This window comes from Lysobacter enzymogenes (assembly GCF_017355525.1).
Classification (GTDB): Bacteria; Pseudomonadota; Gammaproteobacteria; order Xanthomonadales; family Xanthomonadaceae; genus Lysobacter; species Lysobacter enzymogenes_C.
This window is the reverse complement of record NZ_CP067395.1, coordinates 1,875,133-1,900,554: the sequence shown is the minus strand read 5'-3', so window position 1 is coordinate 1,900,554 and position 25,422 is coordinate 1,875,133. Positions and strand designations below refer to the sequence as shown.

Here is a 25,422-nt window from a genome sequence, read left to right as displayed (position 1 = left end):
CTCACCCCACGCTGTCGAGACCCCCCCGATGACACAGTCTTCCGCCGAATCCATGACCCTGCCGGTGCTGCCGCTGCGCGACGTGGTCGTGTTCCCGCACATGGTGATCCCGCTGTTCGTCGGCCGCGACAAATCGATCCGCGCCCTCGACCTGGCGATGGAATCGGACAAGCGCATCCTGCTGGTCGCGCAGAAGTCCGCCGAAACCGACGATCCGGGCGCCGAGGATCTCTACGAGATCGGCACCCTGGCCCAGGTCCTGCAATTGCTCAAGCTGCCCGACGGCACCATCAAGGTCCTGGTCGAAGGCGTCTCGCGCGTGCGCGTGGACGAGGTGGTCGAGCGCGACGGCGCGCTGGCCGGCCACGCGGTCGCGGTCGAGCCGGAAATCGATCGCGAGGAGCGCGAGATCGAAGCGATCGCGCGCTCGCTGATGGGCCTGTTCGAACAGTACGTCAAGACCAACCGCAAGCTGCCGCCGGAGCTGATGCAGACGCTGGCCGGCATCGACGAGCCCGGCCGTCTGGCCGACACCGTCGCCGCGCACCTGGGCGTGCGCATCGGCGACAAGCAAAAGCTCCTGGAGACGCACGCCATCGGCGCGCGCCTGGAGCAGCTGGTCGGCCTGGTCGACGGCGAAATCGACGTGCAGCAGCTGGAAAAGCGCATCCGCGGCCGGGTCAAGTCGCAGATGGAGAAGAGCCAGCGCGAGTACTACCTCAACGAGCAGATGAAGGCGATCCAGAAGGAGCTCGGCGAGATCGACGACGCGCCCAACGACGTCGACGAGCTCGCGCGCAAGATCGCCGAGGCCGGCATGCCCAAGCCGGTCGAGACCAAGGCCAAGAACGAGCTCAACAAGCTCAAGCAGATGTCGCCGATGTCGGCCGAAGCCGCGGTGGTGCGCAACTACCTCGACTGGCTGCTCGGCGTGCCGTGGAAGAAGCGCAGCAAGATCCGCAAGGACCTCAAGGCCGCGCAGGACGTGCTCGACGCCGACCACTTCGGCCTGGAGAAGGTCAAGGAACGCATCCTGGAATACCTCGCGGTGCAGTCGCGGGTGAAGAACATGAAGGGCGCGATCCTGTGCCTGGTCGGTCCGCCGGGCGTCGGCAAGACCTCGCTCGGCCAGTCCATCGCCAAGGCCACCAACCGCAAGTTCGTGCGCATGTCGCTCGGCGGCGTGCGCGACGAGGCCGAGATCCGCGGCCATCGCCGCACCTATGTCGGCTCCATGCCGGGCCGGATCGTGCAGAACCTCAACAAGGTCGGCAGCAAGAACCCGCTGTTCGTGCTCGACGAGATCGACAAGATGTCGATGGACTTCCGCGGCGATCCGTCCTCGGCGCTGCTCGAAGTGCTCGATCCGGAACAGAACAACGCGTTCAACGACCACTACCTGGAAGTCGACCTCGACCTCAGCGAAGTGATGTTCGTCGCCACCTCCAACTCGCTCAACATTCCCGGCCCGCTGCTGGACCGCATGGAAGTGATCCGCATCCCGGGTTACACCGAGGAGGAGAAGCTCAACATCGCGATGCGCTACCTGCTGCCGAAGCAGATCAAGAACAACGGCCTCAAGCCCGAGGAGATCAAGATCGCCGAAAGCGCGGTGCGCGACATCGTGCGCTACTACACGCGCGAGTCGGGCGTGCGCAACCTGGAGCGCGAGATCTCCAAGATCTGCCGCAAGGTGGTCAAGGAAATCGCGCTGGCCGGTCCCGCTCCGAAAAAGAAGAGCAAGGACGGCGCGGTCAACGTCAGCTCCAAGAACCTGGAGAAGTACCTCGGCGTGCGCCGCTTCGACTACGGCCGCGCCGAGGAGCAGAACGAGATCGGCCTGGTCACCGGCCTGGCCTGGACCGAAGTCGGCGGCGACCTGTTGCAGGTCGAAGCCACGCTGGTGCCGGGCAAGGGCCAGCTGATCCTGACCGGCCAGCTCGGCGACGTGATGAAGGAATCGGTGTCGGCGGCGCTGTCGGTGGTGCGCGCGCGCGCCGAACGCCTCGGCATCGACGTCGAGTTCCTGCAGAAACACGACGTACACGTGCACGTGCCGGAAGGCGCCACGCCGAAGGACGGCCCCAGCGCCGGCATCGGCATGGCCACCGCGCTGGTGTCGATGCTGACCAAGAACCCGGTCAAGGCCGACGTGGCGATGACCGGCGAGATCACCCTGCGCGGCCGCGTGCTGCCGATCGGCGGCTTGAAGGAGAAGCTGCTGGCCGCGCTGCGCGGCGGCATCCGCACCGTGATCATTCCGGAGGAGAACCGCAAGGATCTGGCCGACCTGCCCAAGAGCGTGACCCAGGGCTTGAAGATCATCCCGGCGCGCTGGATCGACGAGGTGCTCGACATCGCGCTGGAGCGTCCGATCGCGCCGGCGCCGGCCTCCGGCGAAGGCGAAATTCCGGTGCGCGAAAGCGGCAAGAACAACCCGCAGCCCGACGTCAAGCATTGACTCGGGCCGCCGGTCGGACGCGGCCGAAAGGGGATGCGAAAAAGCGCTGAAAGCCGCGCCACTGCTGGCTTTCGCGCTTGCGCCCCCCATAGGCCGCTGGTATAACGACCGCAACCGCGCAGCCCCAATCCACACGCACAACTTCTGCGCGGCACACTTGATCGGACGCACGCCTCCTGCGGCGCAGCGCCGATTCTCAGAACACGCGGTCGCAACCGCACAGGGAGTCAAAAAAATAATGAACAAGGCCGAACTCGTAGGCGCCGTCGCCGAAACCGCCGAGCTGTCGAAGACCGACGCTACCGCCGCCGTCGATGCGCTGATCGACGTCGTCACCAAGGCGCTGAAGAAGGGCGACACTGTCACGCTCGTAGGCTTCGGCACCTTCCAGGTGCGCAAGCGCGCCGCGCGCCAGGGCCGCAACCCCAAGACCGGCGAAACCATCAAGATCCCGGCTTCGAAGAATCCCTCCTTCAAGGCTGGCAAAGCGCTGAAGGATGCCGTAAACTAACCAACTCGGCGGCGATGCAGTCATCGCCCACGAAACCCAAAGCAGTCTGCCCAAGGTATTCGGGTGCTTAGCTCAGCGGTAGAGCGTCTCCTTTACACGGAGAGGGTCGGGGGTTCGAAACCCTCAGCACCCACCAGAGTCGCTGGTCTTTCTGTCGGTGCTGTCCTTGGATCGAGTCCGTCTCGCAAGAATCGGCCTTCGAAATGCAAGTTCAGCGAGTGAAACGGGTTTTCGAAAACGAGTTTTGGTAGTAAAGTTTCAAAATACGCGGAGTGGTAGTTCAGTCGGTTAGAATGCTGGCCTGTCACGCCGGAGGTCGCGGGTTCGAGTCCCGTCCACTCCGCCAGTTTTGCCGAAGGCGCCGGAAACGGCGCCTTCGTTTTTATATAAGTGAGGGCTCTCGATTTTGTCGCGATGCGGCACGCATCGAAGGCCGGAGTTTCAAAGCGCGGAGTGGTAGTTCAGTCGGTTAGAATGCTGGCCTGTCACGCCGGAGGTCGCGGGTTCGAGTCCCGTCCACTCCGCCAGTTGTTTGAAAGGCACCGGAAACGGTGCCTTTTCTTTTTTCCGCGATCCGGTTTTGGCCGCCCGGGTTTTCCGCGATGCGATCGTTCGCGTTCGCCGGCCCGGTTCGCCGCTACCGTCCGATTCGTGCGGACTCGTAACGCGAACGGGCGTGCAGCGAGGCGCGGCCGCCACGGCCAAGCAAAACCGCTGCCGTCGCGCCCCGGGGCGCCGACCCGCCGCCGCGCCGCACAGGCCCGCGACCCGGGTCCGGCCGCCGCCGAATGCGACGACCGTCGTCCCGGCCCGCCCAGGCCGCAGAACCGCGCTAAACTGTCCGGCTTACGACTTAACCCGACCCGGACATGCTGCAGACACTCCGCGACAAGACCTCGGGCTGGATCGCCACCGTGATCCTCGGCCTGCTGATCGTTCCCTTCGCCTTCGTCGGCATCGAGCAGTACATGGTGCAGCGCACCGACAACGCCGTCGCGCACATCGAAGTCGCGCCGAAGTGGTGGCGCAGCGCGCCGTCGTGGTGGCCGGCGTCGATGGTTTGGAAGAAGGAAGCGATCGAGCGCGGCGAATTCGACGAGCGCTTCAACCGCGCCCGCGACCAGGCCCGCGCCCAGCAGGGCGCCAACTTCGATGCGCGCGAATTCGAGAAGCCGGAGAACAAGCGCAAGGTGCTCGATGCGCTGATCGACGAGCGCGTGCGCAAGCTCGTCGCCGAAGTCGACGGCGTGACCGTCAGCGATGCGCTGGTGGTCAAGACCATCCAGTCGGTGCCGGACTTCCAGGACGGCAGCGGCAAGTTCAACCAGGAGCGCTACATCCTGGGCTTGCAGATGCGCAATCCGCCGCAGACGCCGACCCAGTTCGAGCAGTTCGTGCGCGACCGCCTGCAGGAAACCCTGCTGCCGGCGAGCCTGGCCGAAAGCAGCTTCGTCACCCCGGGCGAAACCGACCGGCTGATCAAGCTGCTCGGCGAGAAGCGCGACATCAGTCTGGTCGAGCTGCCGGCGCCGGCCGCCGACACCGCCGAAGTCGGCGCCGCCGACATCCAGAAGTGGTACGACAGCCACGGCAAGGATTTCCGTTCGCCCGAGAGCGTCAGCATCGAGTACGTCGAGCTCAACGCCGCGGCGATGCCGCCGCCGGCCGCGCCGACCGAGGAAGCGCTGCGCAAGCGCTACGAGACCGAGAAGAACAAGTTCCTCGCCGCCGAGCAGCGTTTGATCTCGCACATCCAGGTCAACGTGCCGGCCAATGCCGACGCCGCCGCGCAGAAGGCGGCCGAGGCCAAGGCCAAGCAACTCGCCGCCCAGGCCAAGGCGCCGGGCGCCGACTTCGCCGCGCTGGCGCGCGCCAACAGCGACGACCTCGGCTCCAAGGCCGCCGGCGGCGAGCTGGGCTGGATGAACAAGGGCGACATTCCGGGCGCGTTCGACGAGACCGCGTTCGGCAAGCTGCAGGCCGGCCAGGTCAGCGATCCGGTCAAGGCCGAAGGCGGCTGGCACATCATCCAGGTGCGCGAGATCAAGAGCGGTTCGCAGCAGCCGTTCGAAGCGGTGCGCGAGACCCTGGCGCGTGAGGAGACCGAAGGCGCGCGCGAACGCGCGTTCAACGAGTTCTCGGCCAAGCTGGTCGATCTGGTCTACAAGAACCCGACCACGCTCGACGGCCCGGCCAAGGCGGTCGGCCTGCCGGTGCAGAAGATGGCCGTGGTGACCCGCAACGGTGCGGCCAATACCGGCATCGCGCAGAATCCGGCGGTGGTGCGCGCGGCGTTCACCGAGGCGCGGATCCAGGACAACACCGTCAGCGATCCGATCGACGTCGGCCAGGACCATAGCGTGCTGATCCGTGTGGTCTCGCACACGCCCGAACGCGCCCAGCCGCTGGCGCAGGTGCGCGACAAGGTCATCGCGGCGATCCGCGCCGACCGCACCGGCAAGGCCGCGGAGAAGGACGCCGACGCGCTGATCGCGCGCATCAATGGCGGCGAAACGCTGGCCGCGGTGGCTACGTCCAAGCAACTGCCGCCGCCGCAGGACCTGCCGGGCGTCGCCCGCGGCATGCCGATGCTGCCGCCGGAAGTGACCGAGGCGATCTTCGCGGTGCGCGCGCCGGCGCAGGGCAAGGCCGCCGGCGGCAAGGCCAAGATGCCCAACGGCAGCTACCTGCTGTTCGCGGTGACCAAGATCGCGCCGGGCGACAAGTCGGTGTTGAAGGCGCCGGAACTGGACATGCTGCGCACGCAGTCGGCGCAGGCCACCGCGGCGGACGAAGTGACCGAACTGACCTCGACGCTGCGCAAGCGCGTGACGATCAAGGTGCGGGAGGAGAATCTGCGCTGAGGCGCGGGTTCTTTCGCTGTCCGACGAAAAGGCCCGGCGTTCGCCGGGCCTTTTCGTTTGTGGCGGTTTGGGTGAGGCGAGGGTAGGCGTTGATTGCGCAGTGGGCGTGGCGTCGCGGTCGCGGCTCGCGCCGCTCCTGCAGTCGCTCCGTCGCGGTTGCGCCGCTTCCTGTAGGAGCGGCGCGAGCCGCGACCGCGACACCGCGCTTGCCGCGAACGCTGCCTGCCGCAATCGCCGCTCGCGCAGCCCGCGCTACCATGCCCGCATGAAAAGCAAACTCATCGCCGTCGGCGAACGCGCCCCGCGCTGGGTCGCCGAGGGCTTCGGCGAGTATCAGAAGCGCCTCTCGCACTGGCTGCCGCTGGAACTGGTCGAAATCGAGCCGGGCCTGCGCGGCAAAGGCCGCGACGCGGTGCGCGCGACCGCGGACGAGGGCGCGCGGGTACTCGCGGCGCTGCCGAAGAACGCCTGCGTGGTGGCGCTGGAAGGGCGCGGGCGGCTGTGGACTTCGGAGCAGTTGGCGCAACGCCTGGAGCACTGGCGCGGGCAGGGGCGCGATCTGGCGTTCCTGATCGGCGGGCCGGAAGGACACGCGACGGAGGTGCTGGCGCGCGCCGACGAGCATTGGTCGCTGGGGCCGCTGACGCTGCCGCATATGCTGGTGCGTCTGGTCGCGGCGGAGCAGTTGTATCGGGCTGCGGCGTTGCTGGCGAATCATCCTTATCACCGCGCTTGAAGCGCGGTGGGTGGAGTAGCCGCGATTCTGCGGTTGCTGTCGGTTTTGCGATCGTCGCAGGGTTTGTCGTGGTTGCGGATTCGCGGTCGCGGCTCGCGCCGCTCCTACAGGGGGAAGCGCAACTGCGCGATGCGGTGCGAGCGGCGCAAACGCAGACCCTCGCCGGGGCGAGGGTCTGGGTGGGGCTTTGCTCGCCCTCGCAGGCGAGCGATTCGGCGGATTACTGGTCGAGCTTGAACTCGATCGGCACGCGGCCGCGCGCCTGCACGGGTTGGCCGTTGTCGGTCGCCGGTTCGAAGGTCCAGCGTTGCAGCACGACCCGGCGCGCGGCCTGGTCGAGCGCGCGGTGGCCGCTGCTGCGCACGATCAGCACGTCGATCGGCTTGCCGTCGACGCCGACCAGGATTTCCAGCTCGACCGTGCCGGTGATGCCGGCGCGCACCGCTTCGGGCGGGTAGCTCGGCGGCGGGTTGCGCAGCACGCGCAAGGTCGCGCCTTCGATGATCTGGCGGCCGACGGTGGTCGGCGGCGGGGTCACGACGGCGACCTGGTCGGCGACCTGGAAGTCCGTCGCCATCGGCGGCTGGTCGACCACGACCTCCGGCTGGATCTGCTGTTGCGGCTGCGGCAGCACGGGCTGGGGCCGGACCTGTTCCTGCACCACCCGGCGGATTTCCGGCCTCGGCGGCGGCGGGGGCGGCGGCGGGAGCGGGCGCCGGTCGACGAACTGGATGTCGGGCAGCCGTTCCAGCGGGTCCTTGACCAGCTGCGGCGCGCTCAGCGGCGCCAGCATCAACATCAGCATGGCGGTGTTGAAGGCGATGGCGCCGGTGTTGGCGGCGATACGGGTGCCGTCCAGTGGCTGGCGGGCATGGGAGTGGGACGGGAGCGTGCGGACCATGTGCATCCTCCTTGAGTGTGTCGTACTGCTCTGACAACGGCCCGGAACCGCCGACGGGGTTGCGCTCGAAAGCGGTGCCGCGTCTCAAAAATGCGCTTGGTGGCGGAGGGGATGCAAGCGGTTCTCGTTTGCGACTTTGGTGGGGTGGCGGCTGCGGGCGAGGCCGGTCTTTAAGTTCGCCCGAGCCCGCATCGTCCGGCTTCTTGCACGGATCGACGGCGATTTCGACGCATGCGGGTCGCGAGGCCGCCACCGCCGCCGCTGCCGTTCTGGCTGAATGAACGACAACGTTTTGCCCGCGGCCGTGCGGTTGGCCACTTGCCGTGACCGACAGCATCTGCCGGGTGCGTCGACGCAAGCCTCGCCGCGGTCGCAGAGGCTGCGGGCGCGGGCCGGTCAGCCATCGACTGGGACGAAGCGGCGGCGACCCGACGCCCGAAAACGACGAGGCCCGCGCAATGCGGGCCTCGTCTTCGCTGCCTCGGTGCCGGCGCAGCCGCCGGCCTCAATCGCCTTTCGGCCCCTTCTCGGGCTCGCGCTCCAGCCCGCCCTCATCGGGATCGGGCTTGGGCCGCGGCGGCCGCTTGGCGTCCTCGCTGTCCTGCGGCTGCGGTTCCGGATAACCCGGCGTGCGGCCCGGGCGCGGGTCGGCAGTGCCCGGCGTGCGCGGCTCCTTGCTCATCTCACTTGCCCAGCTCGAACACGACGTCGAGGTTCATCGACAGGCTGTTTTCGCCCGGCGACACCGAGGTGTCGGCGGCGGCGCCGGCCTTCTCCATGCGCATGGCCATCATCGGCATCGGCATCGGCGGGGCGAAGCGGCCGCCTTCGCTGACGCTGACGATGCGGCGCACCTTCATGCCGAGGGTCTTGGCGTACATGTCGGCGCGCGCCTGGGCCTTTTCGATCGCGCCGCGGCGGGCTTCGTCGAAGGCGGCGTCCTTGTCCTTGTCGTCCAGGTCGAAGGTCGGGCCGTTGATCTGGTTGGCGCCGGTGGCGACCAGCGAGTCGAGGATCTTGCCGACCTTGGCGATGTCGCGGATCACGATGTTGACGTTGTTGCTGGCCTGGTAGCCGGTGATCTGCGGCGGCTGGTTTTCCTGGTAACGGTACTGCGGGTTGAGGTTGATGCCGCTGGTCTGGATGTCGCGCTCGGCGATCCCGGCGGCCTTGATCGCGGCCACGACCTTGGCCATCTGCTCGGCGTTGGCGCGCATCGCGGCGTTGGCGTCGGCGGCCTGGGTGACCACGCCGGTGGACACGTTGGCGATGTTCGGCGTGCGCTTGGCGACCGATTCGGCCGAGACCGAGAGCAGGGTGCCGTCGGTGGCGACGTAGGACGCGGGCTGGGCGGACGCGGTCATGGCGGTGGCGGCTCCGAAGGCGAGAACGGCGGCGAGCGCCAGCGGGCGCAGCGAGAGGCGGGACGGGCGGGACGAAGGCGACAACCGGGTCATGTGCAACTCCTTGAAGGGCGAGGTAAGGGTCTTGCTGAATCGGTTAACGAACCGTGATTCGGTGCGGGGTTTGCGTGCCTTGGCGTCGGCCGGCGCTCAGTCAGCGCGGGTTATGCTTTCGCGCATGCTCTATCTAGCCTCCCAGTCGCCGCGGCGACGCGAATTGCTCGGCCGGCTCGGCCTGGCGTTCGGCCTTATCGATCTGGACGTGCCCGAACAGCGCCAGCCCGGCGAACCGGCGGCCGATTATGTGCGCCGGGTGGCGCGCGAAAAGGCCGGCGCCGGCCTGCTCAAAGTGGTCGCCAATCCGACCGCGGCGGTGCTCGGCGCCGACACCGAGGTGGTGCTCGACGACGAGGTGTTCGGCAAGCCGCGCGACGCCGAGGATGCCCGCGCGATGTTGCGGCGGCTGTCCGGCCGCACCCATCAGGTCGTCAGCGCGGTGTCGCTGGTCTCGCCGGCGCGCGAGGTGCAGGCGGTATCGGTGTCGCAGGTCAGCTTCGCCGCGCTCGACGAGGGCGAGATCGAGCGTTACGTCGCCAGCGGCGAGCCGATGGGCAAGGCCGGCGCCTACGCCATCCAGGGCGGCGCCGAAGTGTTCGTGACCCGGCTCGACGGCAGCTATTCCGGGGTCATGGGGCTGCCGCTGCACGAAACCGCGCGGCTGCTGCGCCAATTCGGCCTGATCGCCTGAACCGCGGCGAACGCCGGCGCGCGCGCGGTCGAACTCGGCCGGCCGCGCGCGATCCATAGCCACCCGCCACCGCTGTCCCGACCTCGCTCCGATCCCGCGCGCTTTACCCTTCACCCGCCCCCTCATTCCCGCTTCATCGCGCCAACGGACCCGCGCCCGCTCATGACTGAAGAGATCCTGGTCAACGTCACCCCGCGCGAAACCCGCGTCGCCGTGGTCGAAAACGGCATGCTGCAAGAGCTGCACATCGAGCGCGGCTGGCGCCGCGGCGTGGTCGGCAACATCTACAAGGGCAAGGTGCAGCGGGTGATGCCGGGGATGCAGGCGGCGTTCGTCGAGATCGGGCTGGAGCGCGCGGCGTTCCTGCACGCGGCCGACATCGTCCGCCCGCACCAGAGCGGCGAAGGCGAGGGCGAGGAAGCGCCGCTGCCGCCGGCGCCGACCCGGCCGATCGCCGAGCTGCTGCGCGAAGGCCAGGAAATCGTGGTGCAGGTGGTCAAGGACCCGATCGGCAGCAAGGGCGCGCGCCTGACCACGCAATTGTCGATCCCTTCGCGTTACCTGGTGCTGCTGCCGCGCACGCGCGTGGTCGGGGTGTCGGCGCGGATCGAGGACGAGGGCGAGCGGGCGCGGCTGAAGGCGCTGGTGAGCGCGCAGGCGCCGTCGACCGAGCAGCACGGCTACATCGTGCGCACCAATGCCGAGGGCCAGCCGGAGGAAGCGCTGGCCGAGGACATCGCCTATCTGAGCCGGGCCTGGGCGCTGATCGCGGAGAAGTCGCGCAGCAGCAAGGTCGGCGAGCGCGTGTACGAAGACCTGAGCCTGCCGCTGCGCGCGGTGCGCGACCTGATCCGGCGCGACGTGGAGAAGGTCAAGGTCGACTCGCGCGAGACCTGCGAGCGCCTGCGCAGCTTCGCCGCGGCCTACATGCCCGGGCTGGCGGAAAAGATCGAGCACTACACCGGCGCGCGGCCGATCTTCGACCTGTACGGGGTCGAGGACGAGATCCAGCGCGCGCTGGACAAAGAGGTGCCGCTGAAGTCCGGCGGTTACCTGGTGATCGACCAGACCGAGGCGATGACGACGATCGACGTCAACACCGGTTCCTTCCTCGGTCAACGCAACCTCGAGGAAACCGTTTACCGCACGAACCTGGAAGCGGCCCAGTCGGTCGCCCGGCAATTGCGTCTGCGCAACCTCGGCGGGATCATCATCATCGACTTCATCGACATGACCGACCCGGAGCACAAGCGCCAGGTGCTGCGGCAGTTGGAGAAGGCGCTGACCCGCGACCACGCCAAGACCACGGTGTACGAGTTCTCGCCGCTGGGGCTGGTGGAGATGACCCGCAAGCGCACCACCGAGAGCCTGGAGCGCCAGCTCAGCGAAGCCTGCCACGAGTGCGGCGGACGCGGCACGCTGAAGACGCCGGAGACGGTCACCTACGAGATTTTCCGCGACATCGTCCGCCAGGTGCGCCAGTTCGACGCGGCGCGGCTGCTGGTGATCGCCTCGCCGAAGGTGGTGGCGCGGATCACCGACGAGGAATCGGCGGCGGTGGCGGAACTGGAAGAATTTTTGAGCAAGTCGATCCGGTTTCAGGCCGACGATCAGTATGCGCAGGAGCAGTTCGATGTCGTTTTGCTTTGAGGCCGGGATTCGGGATCCGGGATTCGGGATTCGCGCAAGCGGGTTCGCGGGCGACCGAGGCTTCGCGGGTGCCAGGGCCAGCGCGCTTTTGACTTTCCGAATCGCGAATCGCGAATCCCGAATCCCGGCGGACCGCTGATGCCCACTCCGCTGCGCCGCCGCCTGCGCCTCGCCCGCCGTGCCGCGTTCTACGGCGCGGCGGTCGTGCTGGTGCTGGTGGCGTCGTTGCTGGCGGTGGCCAGCCAGTTGCTGCCGCTGGCCGAGCGCCATCCGGACAAGGTCGCGGCGTGGCTGAGCCAGCGCGCCGGCCGGCCGGTCGCGTTCGACCGGGTCGAAACCCAGTGGACCCGGCGCGGCCCGCTGCTGCGCCTGGACGGGCTGCGCATCGGCGAAGGCGCGCAGGCGTTCAACATCGGCGATGCCGAGATGCTGGTGTCGCTGTATGCCGGCGTGCTGCCGGGACAGGCGTTTTCGGAACTGCGCCTGCGCGGCCTGGACTTGACCCTGGAGCGCGCCGACGACGGCGTGTGGAAGGTGCGCGGGCTGCCCGGACAGGAACAGACGCCGCAGGGCGATCCGCTGTCGGCGCTGGAAGGGCTCGGCGAATTGCAGGTGATCGACGGCAAGCTGGCGGTGATCGCGCCGAGCCTGGGCCTGGACGCGCGCCTGCCGAAGATCGACCTGCGCCTGCGCGTCGACGGCCCGCGCGTGCGCGCCGGCGCGCGCGCCTGGCCGAGCGTCGGCGTCGCCGGCGCGCCGTCGGCGCCGCTCGACGTGGTGCTGGATTTCGACCGCAAGCGCGGCGACGGCCGCGCTTACGCCGGCGCGGTGCGCGCGGATCTGTCGGGGTGGTCGTCGCTGCTGAAAGTCGCCGGCATCCGGGTCGAATCGGGGCAGGGCCGGGCCGAGGCCTGGGCCGATCTGCGCGGGCACCGCATCGCCGGGGTGATGGTCGCGGCGGCGCTGGACCGGGTCGGGCTGCGCGCCGAGCGCACCGCGCCGGCGTCGGCGCCGGCGACCGCGGCGTCGACCTCGGTGCCGACCGCGATCGCCGCGGCCGCGGCGCCCGTGGCTGCGGCGGTGACAGGACCTTCCGCTCAGCCCGGCGCGAACGCAGCGCAAGGCGTCGGCGCTCAAGCGCCTGCGGCACCGGTGGTTTCCGCCAAGACCCCGCCGCCGGCGCGGATCGAATTCGAACACGTCGAAACCCTGGCCCATTACCGCCTCACAGACAACGGCTGGCGCCTGGACGCGTCCAAGCTGCGCATCGGCAGCGGCAAGAACGTGCAGACCCTCGACGGCCTGGCCGTGGCCGGCGGCGAGCGCTACGCGCTGCGCGCCGAGCGCATCGACGCCGGTCCGCTGATCGCGGTCGCCGCGCTCAGCGATGCCTTGCCCGAACGCTTGCGCCACTGGTTCGAAACCGCCAAGCCGCGGCTGTCCCTGAGCGACATCGCGGTCAACGGCCATCGCGACGGGCCGATGTTCGCCAGCGCCCGGGTCGATGCGCTCGGCTTCGACCCGGTCGGCCATTCGCCGGGGCTGCAAGGCCTGGCCGGGCGTTTCCAGGCCGACGGCGACGGCTTCGTGTTCGATCTCGACGACCGGTCGCCGATGCGCTTCGACTGGCCGTCGGGTTTCGGCGTCGCGCATACCTTCAAGCTGCAAGGCCGCGTAGGCGGTTGGCGCGAAGGCGCCGGCTGGCGCGTCGGCACCACCGCGCTGCGCATCGACGGCGACGTCAGCCTCAGCGCGCGCGGCGGCCTGTGGTGGCAGGGCGACGGTTCGCGGCCGTGGATCGACATCGCCGCCGATCTGGATCCGATCAAGCTGCCGACCGCCAAGGGCTTCTGGGTCCGCAGCGAGATGTCCGAGCGCTTGGTGAACTGGCTCGACACCGCATTGGTCGGCGGCACCCTCGTCGACGGGCATGCGGTGGTGTCCGGCGATCTCGACGATTGGCCGTTCAACCGCAACAACGGCCTGTTCCACGCCGGCGGCAAGCTGCGTGGCGCGACCGTGAAGTTCCAGCCGGACTGGCCGGCGGTGGATTCGCTCGACGCCGACATCGCCTTCGTCGGCGACGGTTTCAGCGTCGACGGCGGCGGCAGGATCGCCGGCGTCGGCGTGCGCAAGGTGCAGGCTGGGATCGAGCGCTATCACGACGGCGTGCTGTACGTGAAAGCCGACACCTCGTCCGAGGCCGGGCAGTTGTTGAACCTGCTGCGGCAGAGCCCGCTGCACAAGGAACACGCCGACACCCTCGACAACCTGCGCGCCAGCGGCCCGGCCGCGGTCGCCTTCGACATGCAGCTGGCGCTGCGCGAGGGCGGGCGCACCACGCTCAACGGCGGGGTCGAACTCAGCGACGCCAAGCTCGCCGACCCGCGCTGGAAGGTCGCGTTCGAACAAGTGCGCGGCCGCGCCGAGTTCGGCCGCAGCGGATTCCGCGCCGAAGATCTGGCGGTGCTGCACGAGGGCGCGCCGGGCAAGCTGTCGCTGCGCGCCGGCGAGGACTACGTGCGCGACAAGGGCAATGCGTTCGAGGCCGGGCTGGATGCGATGTCCGGCGCCGACGAGTTGATCGCGCGCGGGCCGGACAATCTGGCCTGGCTCAAGGACTATCTGGACGGGCGCTCGCTGTGGACGGTCGGCATCGCGATTCCCAAGAGCGCGCCGGCGCAGGCCGGCAAGCCCGCGGTGGCGGCCACGACCATGCTGCGCCTGCAATCGAATCTGGTCGGCACCGCACTGACCCTGCCGCCGCCGTTGAACAAGGCCGCGGCCGCGCCGCTGGCGGCGAGCATCGAAACCCCGTTGCCGCTCGGCAGCGGCGACGTGCGCGTGGCCCTGGGCAACACCCTGGCGCTGCGCGCGCGCAACAGCAACGGCAAGACCGGCGTGCGCGTGGTGTTCGGCAGCAACCGCGTCGACGACCTGCCGCCGGCCAACGGCCTGGCGGTCAGCGGCCGGGTCGACACGCTCGAAGCGATCGACTGGATCGCGCTCGCCCACGGCGACGGTTCCGAAGACGATCTGCCGTTGCAGCGCGTCGACGTGACCGCGCAGCGCCTGCAACTGCTCGGCGGCGTGTTCCCGAACACCCGCCTGGTGGTGGTGCCGGCCGCGCGCGGCGCGACCGCGGTGCGCGCCGAAGGCGCGGCGCTGGAAGGCGCGGTGATGATTCCCGGCAACGACGGCGGCGCCATCGCCGGCAAGCTCGCGCGCGTGCACTGGAGCACGTCCGACGCGGGCGCCGCCGCGGCGGGCGGCAACAACGGCAACAACGGCGCCCACGCCGCGGCCGCCAGCGCCGCGCCGGCCGCGGCCAAGCCGGGCGATGCGTCGATGGATCCGGCCAAGATTCCGGCGCTGACCCTCGACATCGCCGACCTGCGCTTCGGCAGCGCCGCGCTCGGCAGCGCCACCGTGCGCACCCGGCCGACGCCGGCGGGCATGCGCATCGACCAGATCAGCACCCGCGGCGACAAGCAATTCATCGACCTCAGCGGCGACTGGACCGGCCGCGGCGCGGCCGCGCGCACCCATTTGAGCGCGACCGTGGACAGCGGCGACGTCGGCGCGCTGATGGCCGGCTTCGGTTTCGGCGGCCAGATCGGCGGCGGCAAGGGCAAGGCGCGGCTCGACGCGGGCTGGCCGGGCGCGCCGGCCGGCATGGCGTTGGGCTCGCTCGAGGGCACGTTGAACCTGGACGTGCGCGACGGCCGCCTGATCGAGATCGAGCCCGGCGCCGGGCGCATGCTCGGCCTGCTCAGCGTGGCCCAACTGCCGCGCCGGCTGACCCTGGATTTCCGCGACCTGTTCTCCAAGGGCTTCGCCTTCGACCGCATCGGCGGCAGCGTGCGCTTCGGCAACGGCAGCGCGCGCAGCGACGACCTCGCCATCGACGGTCCGGCCGCGAGCATCGCCATCCGCGGCGCCGCCGACCTGCGCGCGCAGAGTTACGACCAGACCATCGAAGTGCGGCCCAAGGCCGCCAACGTGCTGACCGCGGTCGGCGCGCTCGCCGCCGGGCCGGTCGGCGCGGCGATCGGCGCGGCCGCCAATGCGGTGCTGCAGAAGCCGCTGGGCAGCCTGACCTCGCGCACGTACCGGGTGACCGGGCCGTGGAAGGAGCCGAAGGTCGAGGTGGTGACGCGCGAGCAGACGCGGGCGGAGGCAAAGCCGGCGCCGCCTGCGGGGTAGGGCGTTGTTGCGTCGTGGGGGTGTTTTCTGCGGCGACCTGGGCGAACGGCGTCGGGCCTGAAGGCTCTCCCACAGCAGTTCGGACCGGGCCGTAGCGAGCGGCTGAACGCGTTTCTGCGGCTTCCGGTCCCGCGCGGGCGAGTGGGCCGCACGGGACAACCTCACGGGCGAGCCGGCCGCACGGGCAGGCAGCCACGCGGACGAGCGTTCCCGCACGGGCGGCCCAGAGGCGTTCGCGCGCCGCCCCCGCGCGAACCGACCGATCCGGACCGCCGCGGCCCATTGATCCGAGCTGCGGCCGCCACTATCTCGTTATCCGTCCCAATCCCGCTCGCGGCGCCGTCACAGCCGCGCCGCGCCGGCCTAAGATGCCCTTTCCCCGCTGCCACGGTTCGCTCATGACCCTGCCGATCCAGATCGCCGAATCCCGCCTCCTCCTGCCCGCCGGGCTAGACGCCAGCGGCCTGGAGCGCAGCTTCGGCACCCTGCTCGGGCCGGGCATCGATTTCGGCGACCTGTACTTCCAGCATTCGCGCCGCGAGAGCTGGACGGTCGAGGACGGCATCGTCAAGGACGGCGGCCATTCGATCGAGCAGGGCGTCGGCGTGCGCGCGATCAGCGGCGAGAAGACCGGCTTCGCCTATTCCGACGAAATCAACGGCGAGGCTTTGCTCGGCGCGGCCAAGTCGGCGCGCGCGATCGCCCGCGACGGCGGCGCGCAGGCGCCGCGCGCGCTGGTGCGCGGCGGCGGCCGTTCGCTGTACCCCAGCGACGATCCGATCGATTCGCTGTCCAACGAGGCCAAGGTCGAGGCGCTGCGCAAGATCGACCAACTGCTGCGCGCGGCCGATCCGCGCGTGCGCCGGGTCGTGGCCAGCCTCAGCGGCACGCTCGACACCGTGCTGGTCGCGCGCAGCGACGGCGTGCTCGCCGCCGACGTGCGCCCGCTGGTGCGCTTGAACGTGCAGGTCATCGTCGAACAGGACGGCAAGCGCGAAAGCGGCTACGCCGGCGGCGGCGGCCGTTGCAGCTACGCCGACCTGCTCGACGGCGGCAAGCCCGAGCGGTTCGCGCGCGAAGCGCTGCGCCAGGCGCTGGTGAACCTGGAAGCGGTCGACGCGCCGGCCGGGGTGATGCCGGTGGTGCTCGGCGCCGGCTGGCCTGGCGTGCTGCTGCACGAGGCGGTCGGCCACGGCCTGGAAGGCGATTTCAACCGCAAGGGCACCTCGACCTACGCCGGCCGCATGGGCCAGCGCGTCGCCGCCCCGGGCGTGACCATCGTCGACGACGGCACCCTGGAAGGCCGCCGCGGCTCGCTCAACATCGACGACGAAGGCACCCCGACCAACTGCACCACGCTGATCGAAGACGGCGTGCTGGTCGGCTACATGCAGGACACCTTGAACGCCCGCCTGATGGGCATGGCGCCGACCGGCAACGGCCGCCGCGAGTCGTTCGCGCACCTGCCGATGCCGCGCATGACCAACACCTACATGCTCGCCGGCACGCACGATCCCGAAGAAATGATCCGCTCGGTCAAGAAGGGCCTGTACGCGGTCAATTTCGGCGGCGGCCAGGTCGACATCACCAGCGGCAAGTACGTGTTCTCGGCGACCGAGGCGTATCTGATCGAAGACGGCAAGGTCACCGCGCCGGTCAAGGGCGCGACCCTGATCGGCAACGGCCCGGAGACGATGCGCAAGGTCAGCATGATCGGCCACGACCTCGCCCTGGACGAAGGCGTCGGCGTGTGCGGCAAGGACGGGCAGAGCGTTCCGGTCGGCGTCGGCCAGCCGTCGTTGCTGATCGATGGGCTGACGGTGGGCGGTACCAGCGCGTGAGGCCGGCGCGGCTTACTGCGGCGGGTGCGCGCCCGCCGCATCGTCCAGCGCGCGGATGTAGCGCAGCGGCTTGCGCGGCATCTGGTGCTGGTGATGCATCGATGCGGCTTCCTGCACAAATCGCTTGAGCAGCTTGCGGTCCGCCCGCGGATACGCAGCGACGAAGGCTTCGATCGCGTCGAAGCCTTCGTCGATCAGGCGCGTCCGCCAGCGTTCGATGCGCAGCAATTGTTCGCTGATCGGCATGACCGGAGGTTCGGCCGAGCGCGCTTATTCGTCGTCGGCTACGAGTTCTTCGTCGTCGCCGTCAGCGGTCTTCTCGCCGAACACCACGGTCCGCAGCTCGCGGTACAGCTCGCGGAACGAATGCGGCGGCTTGTTGCGCTTGCGCTCCTCGAGCGTGTTGCGCACCAGCTGGCGCAGGCGCTGGCGGTCGGCCTGCGGGTATTCGTCGAGCAGTTCGGCCAAGGCCTGGTCGCCGTTGTCGAGCAGGCGTTCGCGCCATTGTTCGACCCGGTGCATCGCCGCGACTTCGCGCCGCGCCGCTTCGCCGTTCTCGTCCATCGCGTCGCGCAGGGTTTCCAGCGCGTCCTCGTCCTCGCGCCGCATCTGCTTGGCCAGGAACGCCAGCTGGCGCTTGTGGGCGACGTGGGCGGTGATGCGCTTGGTCTCGCGGATGTGCGGCAGCAGCGCCTCGGGCACCGGCAGCTTGGCCAGCTGGGCCTCGGTCAGGGAAACCAGTTTTTCCGCCAGCGCCAGCACCTCCAGCGCCTCGCGCCGGTTCTGGCTGCGGCTGGGGCTGAAAAATTCGCCGGTGTCTTCGTCTCTGCCGCGCATCGCACTTACCTCGATAAACTGAACATTACGACGGCGGCGCCCGCGGCGCCGCCACTGACTAGGATAAGCCATTGAACGCGCAAGCCCTCACTCCCGCCGTCGCCCACACCTTCGCCGACCCCGAGGCGCGCCTGGACGCGCTGGCCGAGCTGTCCCGGCGCATGCTGGACGCCTGCCGCGCGCGCGGGGCGACCCAGGCCGAGGTGTCGTGTTCGGAAGACGCCGGGCTCAACGTCAACGTGCGCATGGGCGAGGTCGAGACGGTCGAGTCGACCCGCGACCGCGGCATCGGCGTCACCGTCTATTTCGGCAAGCGCAAGGGCAGCGCCAGCACCGCCGACTTGCGCGAGGAAAGTCTGGAGGCCACGGTCGCCCAGGCCTGCGCGATCGCCGGCTACACCGAGGACGACCCGTTCTCCGGTCTGGCCGATGCCGAGCGCATGGCCCGCGGCGAGCGCGACTTCGACACCTGGCATCCCTGGTACATCGACGCCGACCAGGCGGTCGAGCTGGCCCTGGCCTGCGAAGCGGCCGGGCGCGAATTCGACGCGCGGATCGAAAACTCCGGCGGCGCCTCGGTCGGCACCGGCGCCAGCCTGGCGGTGTACGCCAACTCGCACGGCTTCCTCGGCCGCGAGCGCAGCACCCACCACAGCCTGAGCTGTTCGCTGATCGCAGGCCGCGGCGACGACATGCAGCGCGAGGGCTGGTACACCACGGCGCTGGCCGCCGAGGACCTGGAAGCCGCGGCCGCGGTCGGCCGCAAGTCCGCCGAGCGCACCGTCGCGCGGCTGGCGCCGCGCCAGCTCGCGACCGGCGAATACCCGGTGCTGTTCGCCGCCGAAAGCGCCAGCTCGCTGATCGGCCATCTGATCGGCGCGGTCAGCGGCGGCGCGCTGTACCGCCGCTCCAGCTTCCTGCTCGACAGCGTCGGCGAGAAGCTGTTTCCCGAGTGGTTCTCGATCCGCGAAAACCCGTTCCAGATGCGCGGCCTGCGCTCCACCGCCTACGACGGCGAAGGCGTGGCCACGCGCGAGTCGATGCTGGTCGAAAACGGCGTGCTGCAACGTTACGTGCTCGGCAGCTATTCGGCGCGCAAGCTCGGCCTGCAGAGCACCGGCAACGCCGGCGGCGTGCACAACCTGGAAGTCGCCGCCAACGCCGGCGATTTCGACTCGCTGCTGCGGCAGATGGGGCGCGGCCTGCTGGTCACCGAGCTGATGGGGCAGGGCGTCAACGCGGTCACCGGCGATTACTCGCGCGGCGCCGGCGGCTTCTGGGTCGAGAACGGCGAAATCCAGTACCCGGTCGACGGCATCACCATCGCCGGCAACCTGCGGCGCATGTTCGAAAGCTTCGAAGCGGTCGGCACCGACGTCGACCCGCGTTCGCACGTGGGCACCGGTTCGATCCTGCTCGGCAAGATGATGGTGGCCGGCGAGTGAGATTTTCGGCCGCGGCGTGAGGCCGCGGCGGCGACTGGCTCGTGCCGTCGTTCCCGCGAACGCGGGAACCTGGGGTTTCATCGAGGCATGACTCTGAAGTCTCTGGATCCCCGCGTTCGCGGGGATGACGGCCCGGAGCTGCGCAATGCCGGCTGGGGTGCGCGACGCAACCGCCTATCGTCGTTCCCGCGAGCGCGGGAACCCGGGGTTTCATCGAGGCATGACTCTGAAGTCTCTGGATCCCCGCGTTCGCGGGGATGACGGTTTGGTGGAGACGCGGTGCAGCCCACCTATCGTCGTTCCCGCGAACGCGGGAACCCAGGGCTTCATCGAGGCAAGACTCTGAAGTCTCTGGATTCCCTCCTTCGCGGAGATGACGACTCGAGGCTGCGCGATCGCGGCTGCGGCACGCGACACAACCGAGCCGCCATCGTTCCCGCGAATGAACAGGCGCCCCGGCCTGTCAACCCGAGCCGCACCCGGCCGTTGGTAAGGGTCAGTCCACCGCCGGGAATCCCGATGAGCGCCAGCAAGGCTACGGCCGCCAACCGTTTCGGGCTGGGCGCGCGCCCGGGCGAACTGGAGGGCGGCGCAGGCGACGGGCGCGAGCGGCTGCTCGCGCAATTGCGTCGCCCGCCCGCGCTCGACGCGTTCGCCGGCTTGCCCGGCAGCGTCGAGACCATGCGGCTGGAGTTCCGCCAGCAGCAGCTCAACCGCGCCGAGCGCGCGCAACGCGGCGAAGCCAAGGCCGCGCCGGCGAACGACAACGCGATGGCGATGGGCGCCGAGCCGGCGATGACCGCTGCGCCCGCCGCCGACCCCGGCGACGACGCCCGCGCGCGCCGCCGCGCCCGCCTCGCCGCGCAGGACCCGGGCCGCCCGGCCGCGCGCGGCGCCGCCGATCCCGCCGACGGCCTGCGCCGCGAACTGCGCCGGCAGCAACTGGCCGAATTCGCCGCGCGCTACCGCCACGCCGCCGACACCGACGCGCCGTTCGTCGAGCGCCTGACCCAGTTCTGGTCGAACCACTTCGCCGTCTCCATCGACAAGGGCAACGCGCGCCTGTACGCCGGCTCGATGGAACGCGAGGCGATCCGCCCGCACGTGCTCGGCCGTTTCGAAGACATGCTGGTGGCGGTGGAAAGCCATCCGGCGATGCTGCGTTACCTCGACAACGCGGCGTCCATCGGCGACGACTCGCGCGCGGCGATGCGCGCGCTCAAGCTCGGGCGCGACAAGCGCGGCCTCAACGAGAACCTGGCGCGCGAAATCCTCGAACTGCACACGCTCGGCGTCGACGGCGGCTACCAGCAAAGCGATGTGATCGAACTGGCGCGCACGATCACCGGCTGGAGCACGCCCGGCCCGCGCGACGAAGACGCGGCGCAGGCGTTCGTGTTCCGCGCCAACGCGCACGAGCCCGGCGCGCGCCGCGTGCTCGGCCGCAGCTACGCCGAAGGCGGGCAGGAGCAGGGCCGCGCGGTGCTGGCCGATCTGGCCCGGCATCCGGCCACCGCGCGCCATCTGAGCTTCAAGCTGGCGCGCCATTTCGTCGCCGACCAGCCGCCGCCGGCGCTGGTGGAACGCATGGCTCAGGCTTACCTGCGCGAGGGCGGCGAGCTGCGCGCGCTGTACCGCGCGCTGGTCGAGTCCGATCAGGCCTGGTCGGCCGACGCGCGCAAGTTCAAGACCCCCAACGATTTCGTGATCTCCGCGCTGCGTGCCGGCGAACTGGCGGTCGACGATCAGGCGCGCGCCCTGGTCGGCCTGCTCGCCAGCCTCGGCCAACCGGTGTTCACGCCGCGCTCGCCGGCCGGTTTTCCCGACACCGCCGCCGACTGGAGCAGCCCGGACGGGCTGTTCAAGCGCATCCAGGCCGCGCAGATGTTCGCTGCGCGGGTGGCGTCGGACGGCGTCACTCCGTACCAGCGCGCGCTCGAAGTGCTCGGCGATGCCGCGGTCAGCGGCGATTTCGCGATCGGCCTGCGCCGCGCCGGTTCGGCCAGCGACGGCTACTCGCTGTTATTCGCCAGCCCCGCGTTCCAGTGGAGGGTGTGAGATGCGGCGCGACGATCCCACGATGGCGACCAGCCCCATAGATCAACAGCGCCGCGGCCTGCTCGCCGGCTTCGGCGCCAGCGCGCTGTTGACCTTGTTCCCGCGCGTCGCTGCCGCGGCCGGCGGCGCCGACACGCGCTTCCTGCTGGTGCTGCTGCGCGGCGGCCTCGACGGCCTGCACCTGCTGCCGCCGTACGCCGAACCGGCCTACGCGGCGCTGCGCCGCGACGGCGCGGTCGCCGACCCGATCCGCATCGACGGCTTGTTCGGCCTGCATCCGGCGATGCAGCAATCCGCGGCGATGTACCGCGCCGGGCAATTGCTGCCGCTGGTGGCGGTGGCGCCGCCGTACCGGCAGCGCTCGCATTTCGACGCCCAGGACTGCCTGGAGAACGGCACCGCCACGCCGAGCGGCGCGCGCGACGGCTGGCTCGGCCGCTGCGTGCGGGCGATGCCGCGCGAGCAGGCGCTGGCGGTGGCGGCGGTGATGCCGTTGGCGATGCGCGGCAGCGACCGCGCCAGCAACTGGTGGCCGCCGCTGCCGCGGCCGGTCGATCCGCAACTGCTGCAACAACTGCAACCGCTGTACGCCGCCGATCCGCGTTTGAGCGAAACCTTCGAGCGATCCGCGAGCGGCGCCGGCATGCAACGCGACGGCAAGGGCGCGTTCGCCCTGCCCGAAGCGATGCGGGTGGCGGCGCAGCGCATGGGCGCGGCCGACGGCCCGCGCATCGGCTTCGTCGAGGACAGCGGCTGGGACAGCCACCGCAACCAGGCGCCGCAGCTGCAGCGCAAGCTGGCCGAACTCGACCAAGGCCTGGCCGCCGCGCGCGACGGCTTCGGCGCGGCCTGGCCGCGCACGGTCGTCGCGGTGGTCACCGAATTCGGCCGCACCGCGGCGCTCAACGGCACCGAAGGCACCGACCACGGCACCGGCGGCATGGCCCTGCTGTGCGGCGGCGCGGTGCGCGGCGGCCGCATCGGCGGCGACTGGCCCGGGCTCGGGCCGTCCCAGCTCAACGAGGGCCGCGACCTGCGCGCCACCACCGACCTGCGCGCGGTGTTCAAGAGCGTGCTGGCCGAACACCTGGGGCTGGCCGAGGCGGCGCTGGACACCCAGGTGTTTCCCGACAGCCGCGCGCTGCGGCCGCTGCAGGGCTGGCGCCGGGCCTGACGGCCGCCTGCCGCCGCGCGCGGCAGGCTTTCGGCACAGGGCAGCGCTTTTCCGATACCGAAACCCGCCGGGCCGGCGCGTGGCCGCGCCCGGCGCCGCTTCGCGTTGCGCGGGCGGCTGCGAAACTTGCGCTCCGGCGTGGTTAATCTGTGATGAAAGCGGTTTATGATGCCCGCCAAGGGGACCGGGGCGAGACCGCGGGAAACTTCATCCACCACTCCATCCAATACACGTAGGGGAAGCGTAATGAACGATATCAGTCAGGACGAAAAGACTTGGGGCATGCTGGCTCACCTGAGCACGCTGGTCGGTTTGATCGTTCCCTTCGGCACCATCCTCGGCCCGCTGGTGGTCTGGCTGATCAAGAAGGACACCATGCCCTTCGTCGCCGACCAGGGCAAGGAAGCGCTGAACTTCAACATCACCGTGATCATCGGCATGATCATCGGCGGCATCCTGACCCTGGTGCTGATCGGCGTGCTGGTCATGATCGCCGTCGGCATCGCCTGGCTGGTGCTGACCATCATGGCCGCGCTGGCCGCGAACAAGGGCGAGACCTACCGCTATCCCTTCACCCTACGTCTGGTGAAGTAAGCGCGCGGCTTGCGCTGCGGCAATGCGGAAAAGGCGGGCTTCGGCCCGCCTTTTTCTTTGCGCGGACGATGAGCCCCTGGATGCCCGCGTTCGCGGGAACGACAGTGGGTGGCTTGCGTCGTGCTTGCCCTGTCACCGTGTTGATTCAGGAGCGTCATCCCCGCGAAGGCGGGGATCCAGAGACTTCAGAGTCATGCCTGGATGAAGCCCTGGGTTCCCGCGTTCGCGGGAACGACGGTAGGTGGGTTGCGTAGCGCTCGTCCTGCCACCGCATCGCTTCAAGAGCATCATCCCCGCGAAGGCGGGGATCCAGAGACTTCAGGGTCATGCCTGGATGAAGCCCTGGGTTCCCGCGTTCGCGGGAACGACGGTAGATGAGTTGCGTAGCGCTCGTCCTGCCACCGCGTCGCTTCAAGAACGTCATCCCCGCGAAGGCGGGGATCCAGAGACTTCGGAGTCATGCCTGGATGAAGCCCTGGGTTCCCGCGATCGACGGTGGGTGGCTTGCGTCGTGCTCGTCCTGCCACCGCGTCGCTTCAAGAGCGTCATCCCCGCGAACGCGGGGATCCAGAGACTTCAGCGTCATGCGGCGCAGTGCGCGCCGCTCAGCGGTCGCGTTCGATCGCCAGCCGTCCCAACGCATGCAGCGCCGCGGCGCGCGGGCCGAACGGCTCCAGCGCTGCGCGCATCGCCGCGCCGAGCTCGTGCAGGCGCGCGCGCGAGGCGTCCAGGCCGATCAGGGCGGGGAAGGTCGACTTGTCCTGGGCCAGGTCCTTGCCGGCGGTCTTGCCGAGGGTCTGGCTGTCGCCTTCGATGTCGAGGATGTCGTCGCGCACCTGGAACGCCAGCCCGAGCGCTTGCGCGTAGCGGTCCAGCGCCGCCAGCGCGGACGCGTCGGCGCCGCCGCACAGCGCGCCCATGCGCACGCTGGCGCGGATCAGCGCGCCGGTCTTGAGCGAGTGCAGCCGCTCCAGCGCCGGCACGCTCAGCTGCGTGCCCGAGCCGGTGGCGTCGATGTCGAGCGCCTGGCCGCCGCACATGCCGGCGACGCCCGCGGCCTGGGCCAGCGTGCGCAACAGGTCGACCCGGATCGCATCGCTGCTGTCGGTGTCGGCGAGCACGGCGAACGCGAGCGATTGCAGCGCGTCGCCGGCGAGGATCGCGGTGGCTTCGTCGAAGGCGACGTGCACGGTCGGCTGGCCGCGGCGCAGGGCATCGTCGTCCATCGCCGGCAGATCGTCGTGGACCAGCGAATACGCGTGGATCAGTTCGACCGCGGCGGCCGGCGCGTCGAGCACCAACGGGGCGACTTCGAACAGCGCGCCGCTGGCGTAGACCAGCAGCGGCCGCATGCGCTTGCCGCCGAGCAGCACGGCGTGGCGCATGGCCTGGTGCAGGCGGCGCGGCTCGACGCCGATGCTGGCATCGGGCAGGGCGCGTGCCAGCGCGGCGTCGGCGCGCTCGCGCCAGCCGGCGAGCACCGCGTCGAGCGCGCGCGGGTCGGCGTCGGAACGGTCCGCGCCGGGCCCGGCGTGCGCGGCGGCGCGCAGCTCAGGCATCGACTTCGCTGCCCGGCGGACCGGCGTTGCCGAACGGTTCGGCGCCAGCCGGATCCTGCGGATCGGTGAGCAGGCGCACGCGCAGTTCGGCCTGTTCCAGCGCGCTCTGGCAGCGGCGGTAGAGGCCGACGCCGCGTTCGTACGCGGCCAGCGACTCTTCCAGGCTCATCTCGCCGTGTTCCATCTTCTCGACCAGTTGCTCGAGCGCGTCCAGCGACTGCTCGAAATCGGCGACCGGCGAGGCTTCGGTAGTGGTTTTGCGGGGCATGGGGAAAGTGTGAGCCGGGGGGCGGGCGGGGTCAATGCGCGCGGGGTGAAGAGGCTGCGGCGATGGGTCGCGGCTGCGATGGTTGCGCGGGACGGCGTGGGTTCGCGGTCGCGGCTTGCGCCGCTCCTACAGGTAGATCGCGCGGCTACGGACTCGCCCTGTAGGA

The 25,422-nt window shown here is 70.0% G+C and carries 19 protein-coding genes and 3 tRNA genes; 15 read left to right on the top strand and 7 right to left on the bottom strand.

Annotated features, from left to right (window positions below; genetic code table 11):
- The first annotated feature begins 28 nt into the window (after nt 1-28).
- From lon to rlmH, 7 genes are all read left to right on the top strand, one after another.
- Entirely contained in the window at nt 29-2,461 is a 2,433-nt protein-coding gene (lon, locus tag JHW38_RS07810) for an endopeptidase La (protein ID WP_207525403.1), read from the top strand.
- Nucleotides 2,462-2,699: 238 nt separating this feature from the next.
- On the top strand, nt 2,700-2,972 hold the full coding sequence (locus JHW38_RS07805) for an HU family DNA-binding protein (RefSeq protein WP_057948278.1): 273 nt from the start codon (nt 2,700-2,702) through the stop codon (nt 2,970-2,972).
- Nucleotides 2,973-3,033: 61 nt separating this feature from the next.
- A tRNA-Val gene (locus JHW38_RS07800) sits at nt 3,034-3,108 on the top strand.
- Nucleotides 3,109-3,241: 133 nt separating this feature from the next.
- A tRNA-Asp gene (locus tag JHW38_RS07795) sits at nt 3,242-3,318 on the top strand.
- A 104-nt stretch (nt 3,319-3,422) separates the two neighbouring features.
- Nucleotides 3,423-3,499, top strand: a tRNA-Asp gene (locus JHW38_RS07790).
- Nucleotides 3,500-3,841: 342 nt separating this feature from the next.
- Entirely contained in the window at nt 3,842-5,836 is a 1,995-nt protein-coding gene (locus tag JHW38_RS07785; RefSeq protein ID WP_207525402.1) for a SurA N-terminal domain-containing protein, read from the top strand.
- Nucleotides 5,837-6,101: 265 nt separating this feature from the next.
- On the top strand, nt 6,102-6,572 hold the full coding sequence (gene rlmH / locus JHW38_RS07780) for a 23S rRNA (pseudouridine(1915)-N(3))-methyltransferase RlmH (protein ID WP_207525401.1): 471 nt from the start codon (nt 6,102-6,104) through the stop codon (nt 6,570-6,572).
- A gap of 220 nt (nt 6,573-6,792) precedes the next feature.
- On the opposite strand, the gene JHW38_RS07775 is transcribed toward rlmH, so the two are convergent.
- From JHW38_RS07775 to JHW38_RS07765, 3 genes are all read right to left on the bottom strand, one after another.
- The gene (locus tag JHW38_RS07775) at nt 6,793-7,473 is read right to left on the bottom strand and encodes an energy transducer TonB (protein ID WP_207525400.1); all 681 of its coding nucleotides are present in this window, start codon (nt 7,471-7,473) and stop codon (nt 6,793-6,795) included.
- Between the two features lie 505 nt (nt 7,474-7,978).
- Complete coding sequence (locus JHW38_RS07770; RefSeq protein WP_207525399.1) at nt 7,979-8,155, bottom strand: hypothetical protein; 177 nt, start codon at nt 8,153-8,155, stop codon at nt 7,979-7,981.
- 1 nt (nt 8,156) lies between these two features.
- Nucleotides 8,157-8,930 carry an SIMPL domain-containing protein gene (locus JHW38_RS07765; RefSeq protein WP_207525398.1) on the bottom strand — a complete coding sequence of 258 codons (774 nt, stop codon included), beginning with the start codon at nt 8,928-8,930 and terminating at the stop codon, nt 8,157-8,159.
- Nucleotides 8,931-9,054: 124 nt separating this feature from the next.
- Between JHW38_RS07765 and JHW38_RS07760 the strand changes: the two genes are divergently transcribed.
- The 4 genes from JHW38_RS07760 to tldD all read left to right on the top strand — a co-directional run bounded on the left by JHW38_RS07760 (nt 9,055) and on the right by tldD (nt 17,321).
- Nucleotides 9,055-9,624: a Maf family protein gene (locus tag JHW38_RS07760; protein ID WP_207525397.1), complete on the top strand. Its 570-nt coding sequence runs from the start codon at nt 9,055-9,057 to the stop codon at nt 9,622-9,624.
- Nucleotides 9,625-9,786: 162 nt separating this feature from the next.
- The gene (gene rng / locus JHW38_RS07755; RefSeq protein WP_207525396.1) at nt 9,787-11,274 is read left to right on the top strand and encodes a ribonuclease G; all 1,488 of its coding nucleotides are present in this window, start codon (nt 9,787-9,789) and stop codon (nt 11,272-11,274) included.
- Nucleotides 11,275-11,412: 138 nt separating this feature from the next.
- Nucleotides 11,413-15,480 (top strand): YhdP family protein, encoded by a 4,068-nt coding sequence (locus JHW38_RS07750; protein ID WP_207525395.1) that lies wholly within the window; start codon nt 11,413-11,415, stop codon nt 15,478-15,480.
- Nucleotides 15,481-15,878: 398 nt separating this feature from the next.
- Entirely contained in the window at nt 15,879-17,321 is a 1,443-nt protein-coding gene (gene tldD, locus JHW38_RS07745) for a metalloprotease TldD (protein WP_207525394.1), read from the top strand.
- Nucleotides 17,322-17,333: 12 nt separating this feature from the next.
- Here tldD and JHW38_RS07740 read toward each other — a convergent pair whose 3' ends face one another.
- Together JHW38_RS07740 and yjgA are read right to left on the bottom strand one after the other, a co-directional pair.
- The gene (locus JHW38_RS07740; protein ID WP_207525393.1) at nt 17,334-17,567 is read right to left on the bottom strand and encodes a DUF615 domain-containing protein; all 234 of its coding nucleotides are present in this window, start codon (nt 17,565-17,567) and stop codon (nt 17,334-17,336) included.
- Nucleotides 17,568-17,591: 24 nt separating this feature from the next.
- Nucleotides 17,592-18,158 (bottom strand): ribosome biogenesis factor YjgA, encoded by a 567-nt coding sequence (yjgA, locus tag JHW38_RS07735; RefSeq protein WP_207525392.1) that lies wholly within the window; start codon nt 18,156-18,158, stop codon nt 17,592-17,594.
- Nucleotides 18,159-18,229: 71 nt separating this feature from the next.
- On the opposite strand from yjgA, the gene pmbA reads away from it, so the two are divergent.
- The 4 genes from pmbA (at nt 18,230) to JHW38_RS07715 (ending at nt 23,429) form a co-directional block, all read left to right on the top strand.
- Nucleotides 18,230-19,603: a metalloprotease PmbA gene (gene pmbA / locus JHW38_RS07730; protein WP_242691256.1), complete on the top strand. Its 1,374-nt coding sequence runs from the start codon at nt 18,230-18,232 to the stop codon at nt 19,601-19,603.
- Between the two features lie 519 nt (nt 19,604-20,122).
- Nucleotides 20,123-21,661, top strand: a complete 1,539-nt coding sequence (locus JHW38_RS07725; protein WP_207525391.1) for a DUF1800 domain-containing protein — start codon at nt 20,123-20,125, stop codon at nt 21,659-21,661.
- Nucleotides 21,662-21,683: 22 nt separating this feature from the next.
- Complete coding sequence (locus JHW38_RS07720; RefSeq protein ID WP_242691255.1) at nt 21,684-22,835, top strand: DUF1501 domain-containing protein; 1,152 nt, start codon at nt 21,684-21,686, stop codon at nt 22,833-22,835.
- A gap of 246 nt (nt 22,836-23,081) precedes the next feature.
- Nucleotides 23,082-23,429, top strand: coding sequence for a DUF4870 domain-containing protein (locus JHW38_RS07715; RefSeq protein WP_242691253.1), 348 nt, complete (start codon nt 23,082-23,084; stop codon nt 23,427-23,429).
- 605 nt (nt 23,430-24,034) lie between these two features.
- Here JHW38_RS07715 and ispA read toward each other — a convergent pair.
- Nucleotides 24,035-24,988, bottom strand: coding sequence for a (2E,6E)-farnesyl diphosphate synthase (gene ispA, locus JHW38_RS07710; RefSeq protein WP_207525390.1), 954 nt, complete (start codon nt 24,986-24,988; stop codon nt 24,035-24,037).
- Complete coding sequence (locus tag JHW38_RS07705) at nt 24,981-25,256, bottom strand: exodeoxyribonuclease VII small subunit (protein WP_207525389.1); 276 nt, start codon at nt 25,254-25,256, stop codon at nt 24,981-24,983. The genes ispA and JHW38_RS07705 overlap by 8 nt, the downstream gene beginning before the upstream one ends.
- Nucleotides 25,257-25,422 lie beyond the last annotated feature (166 nt).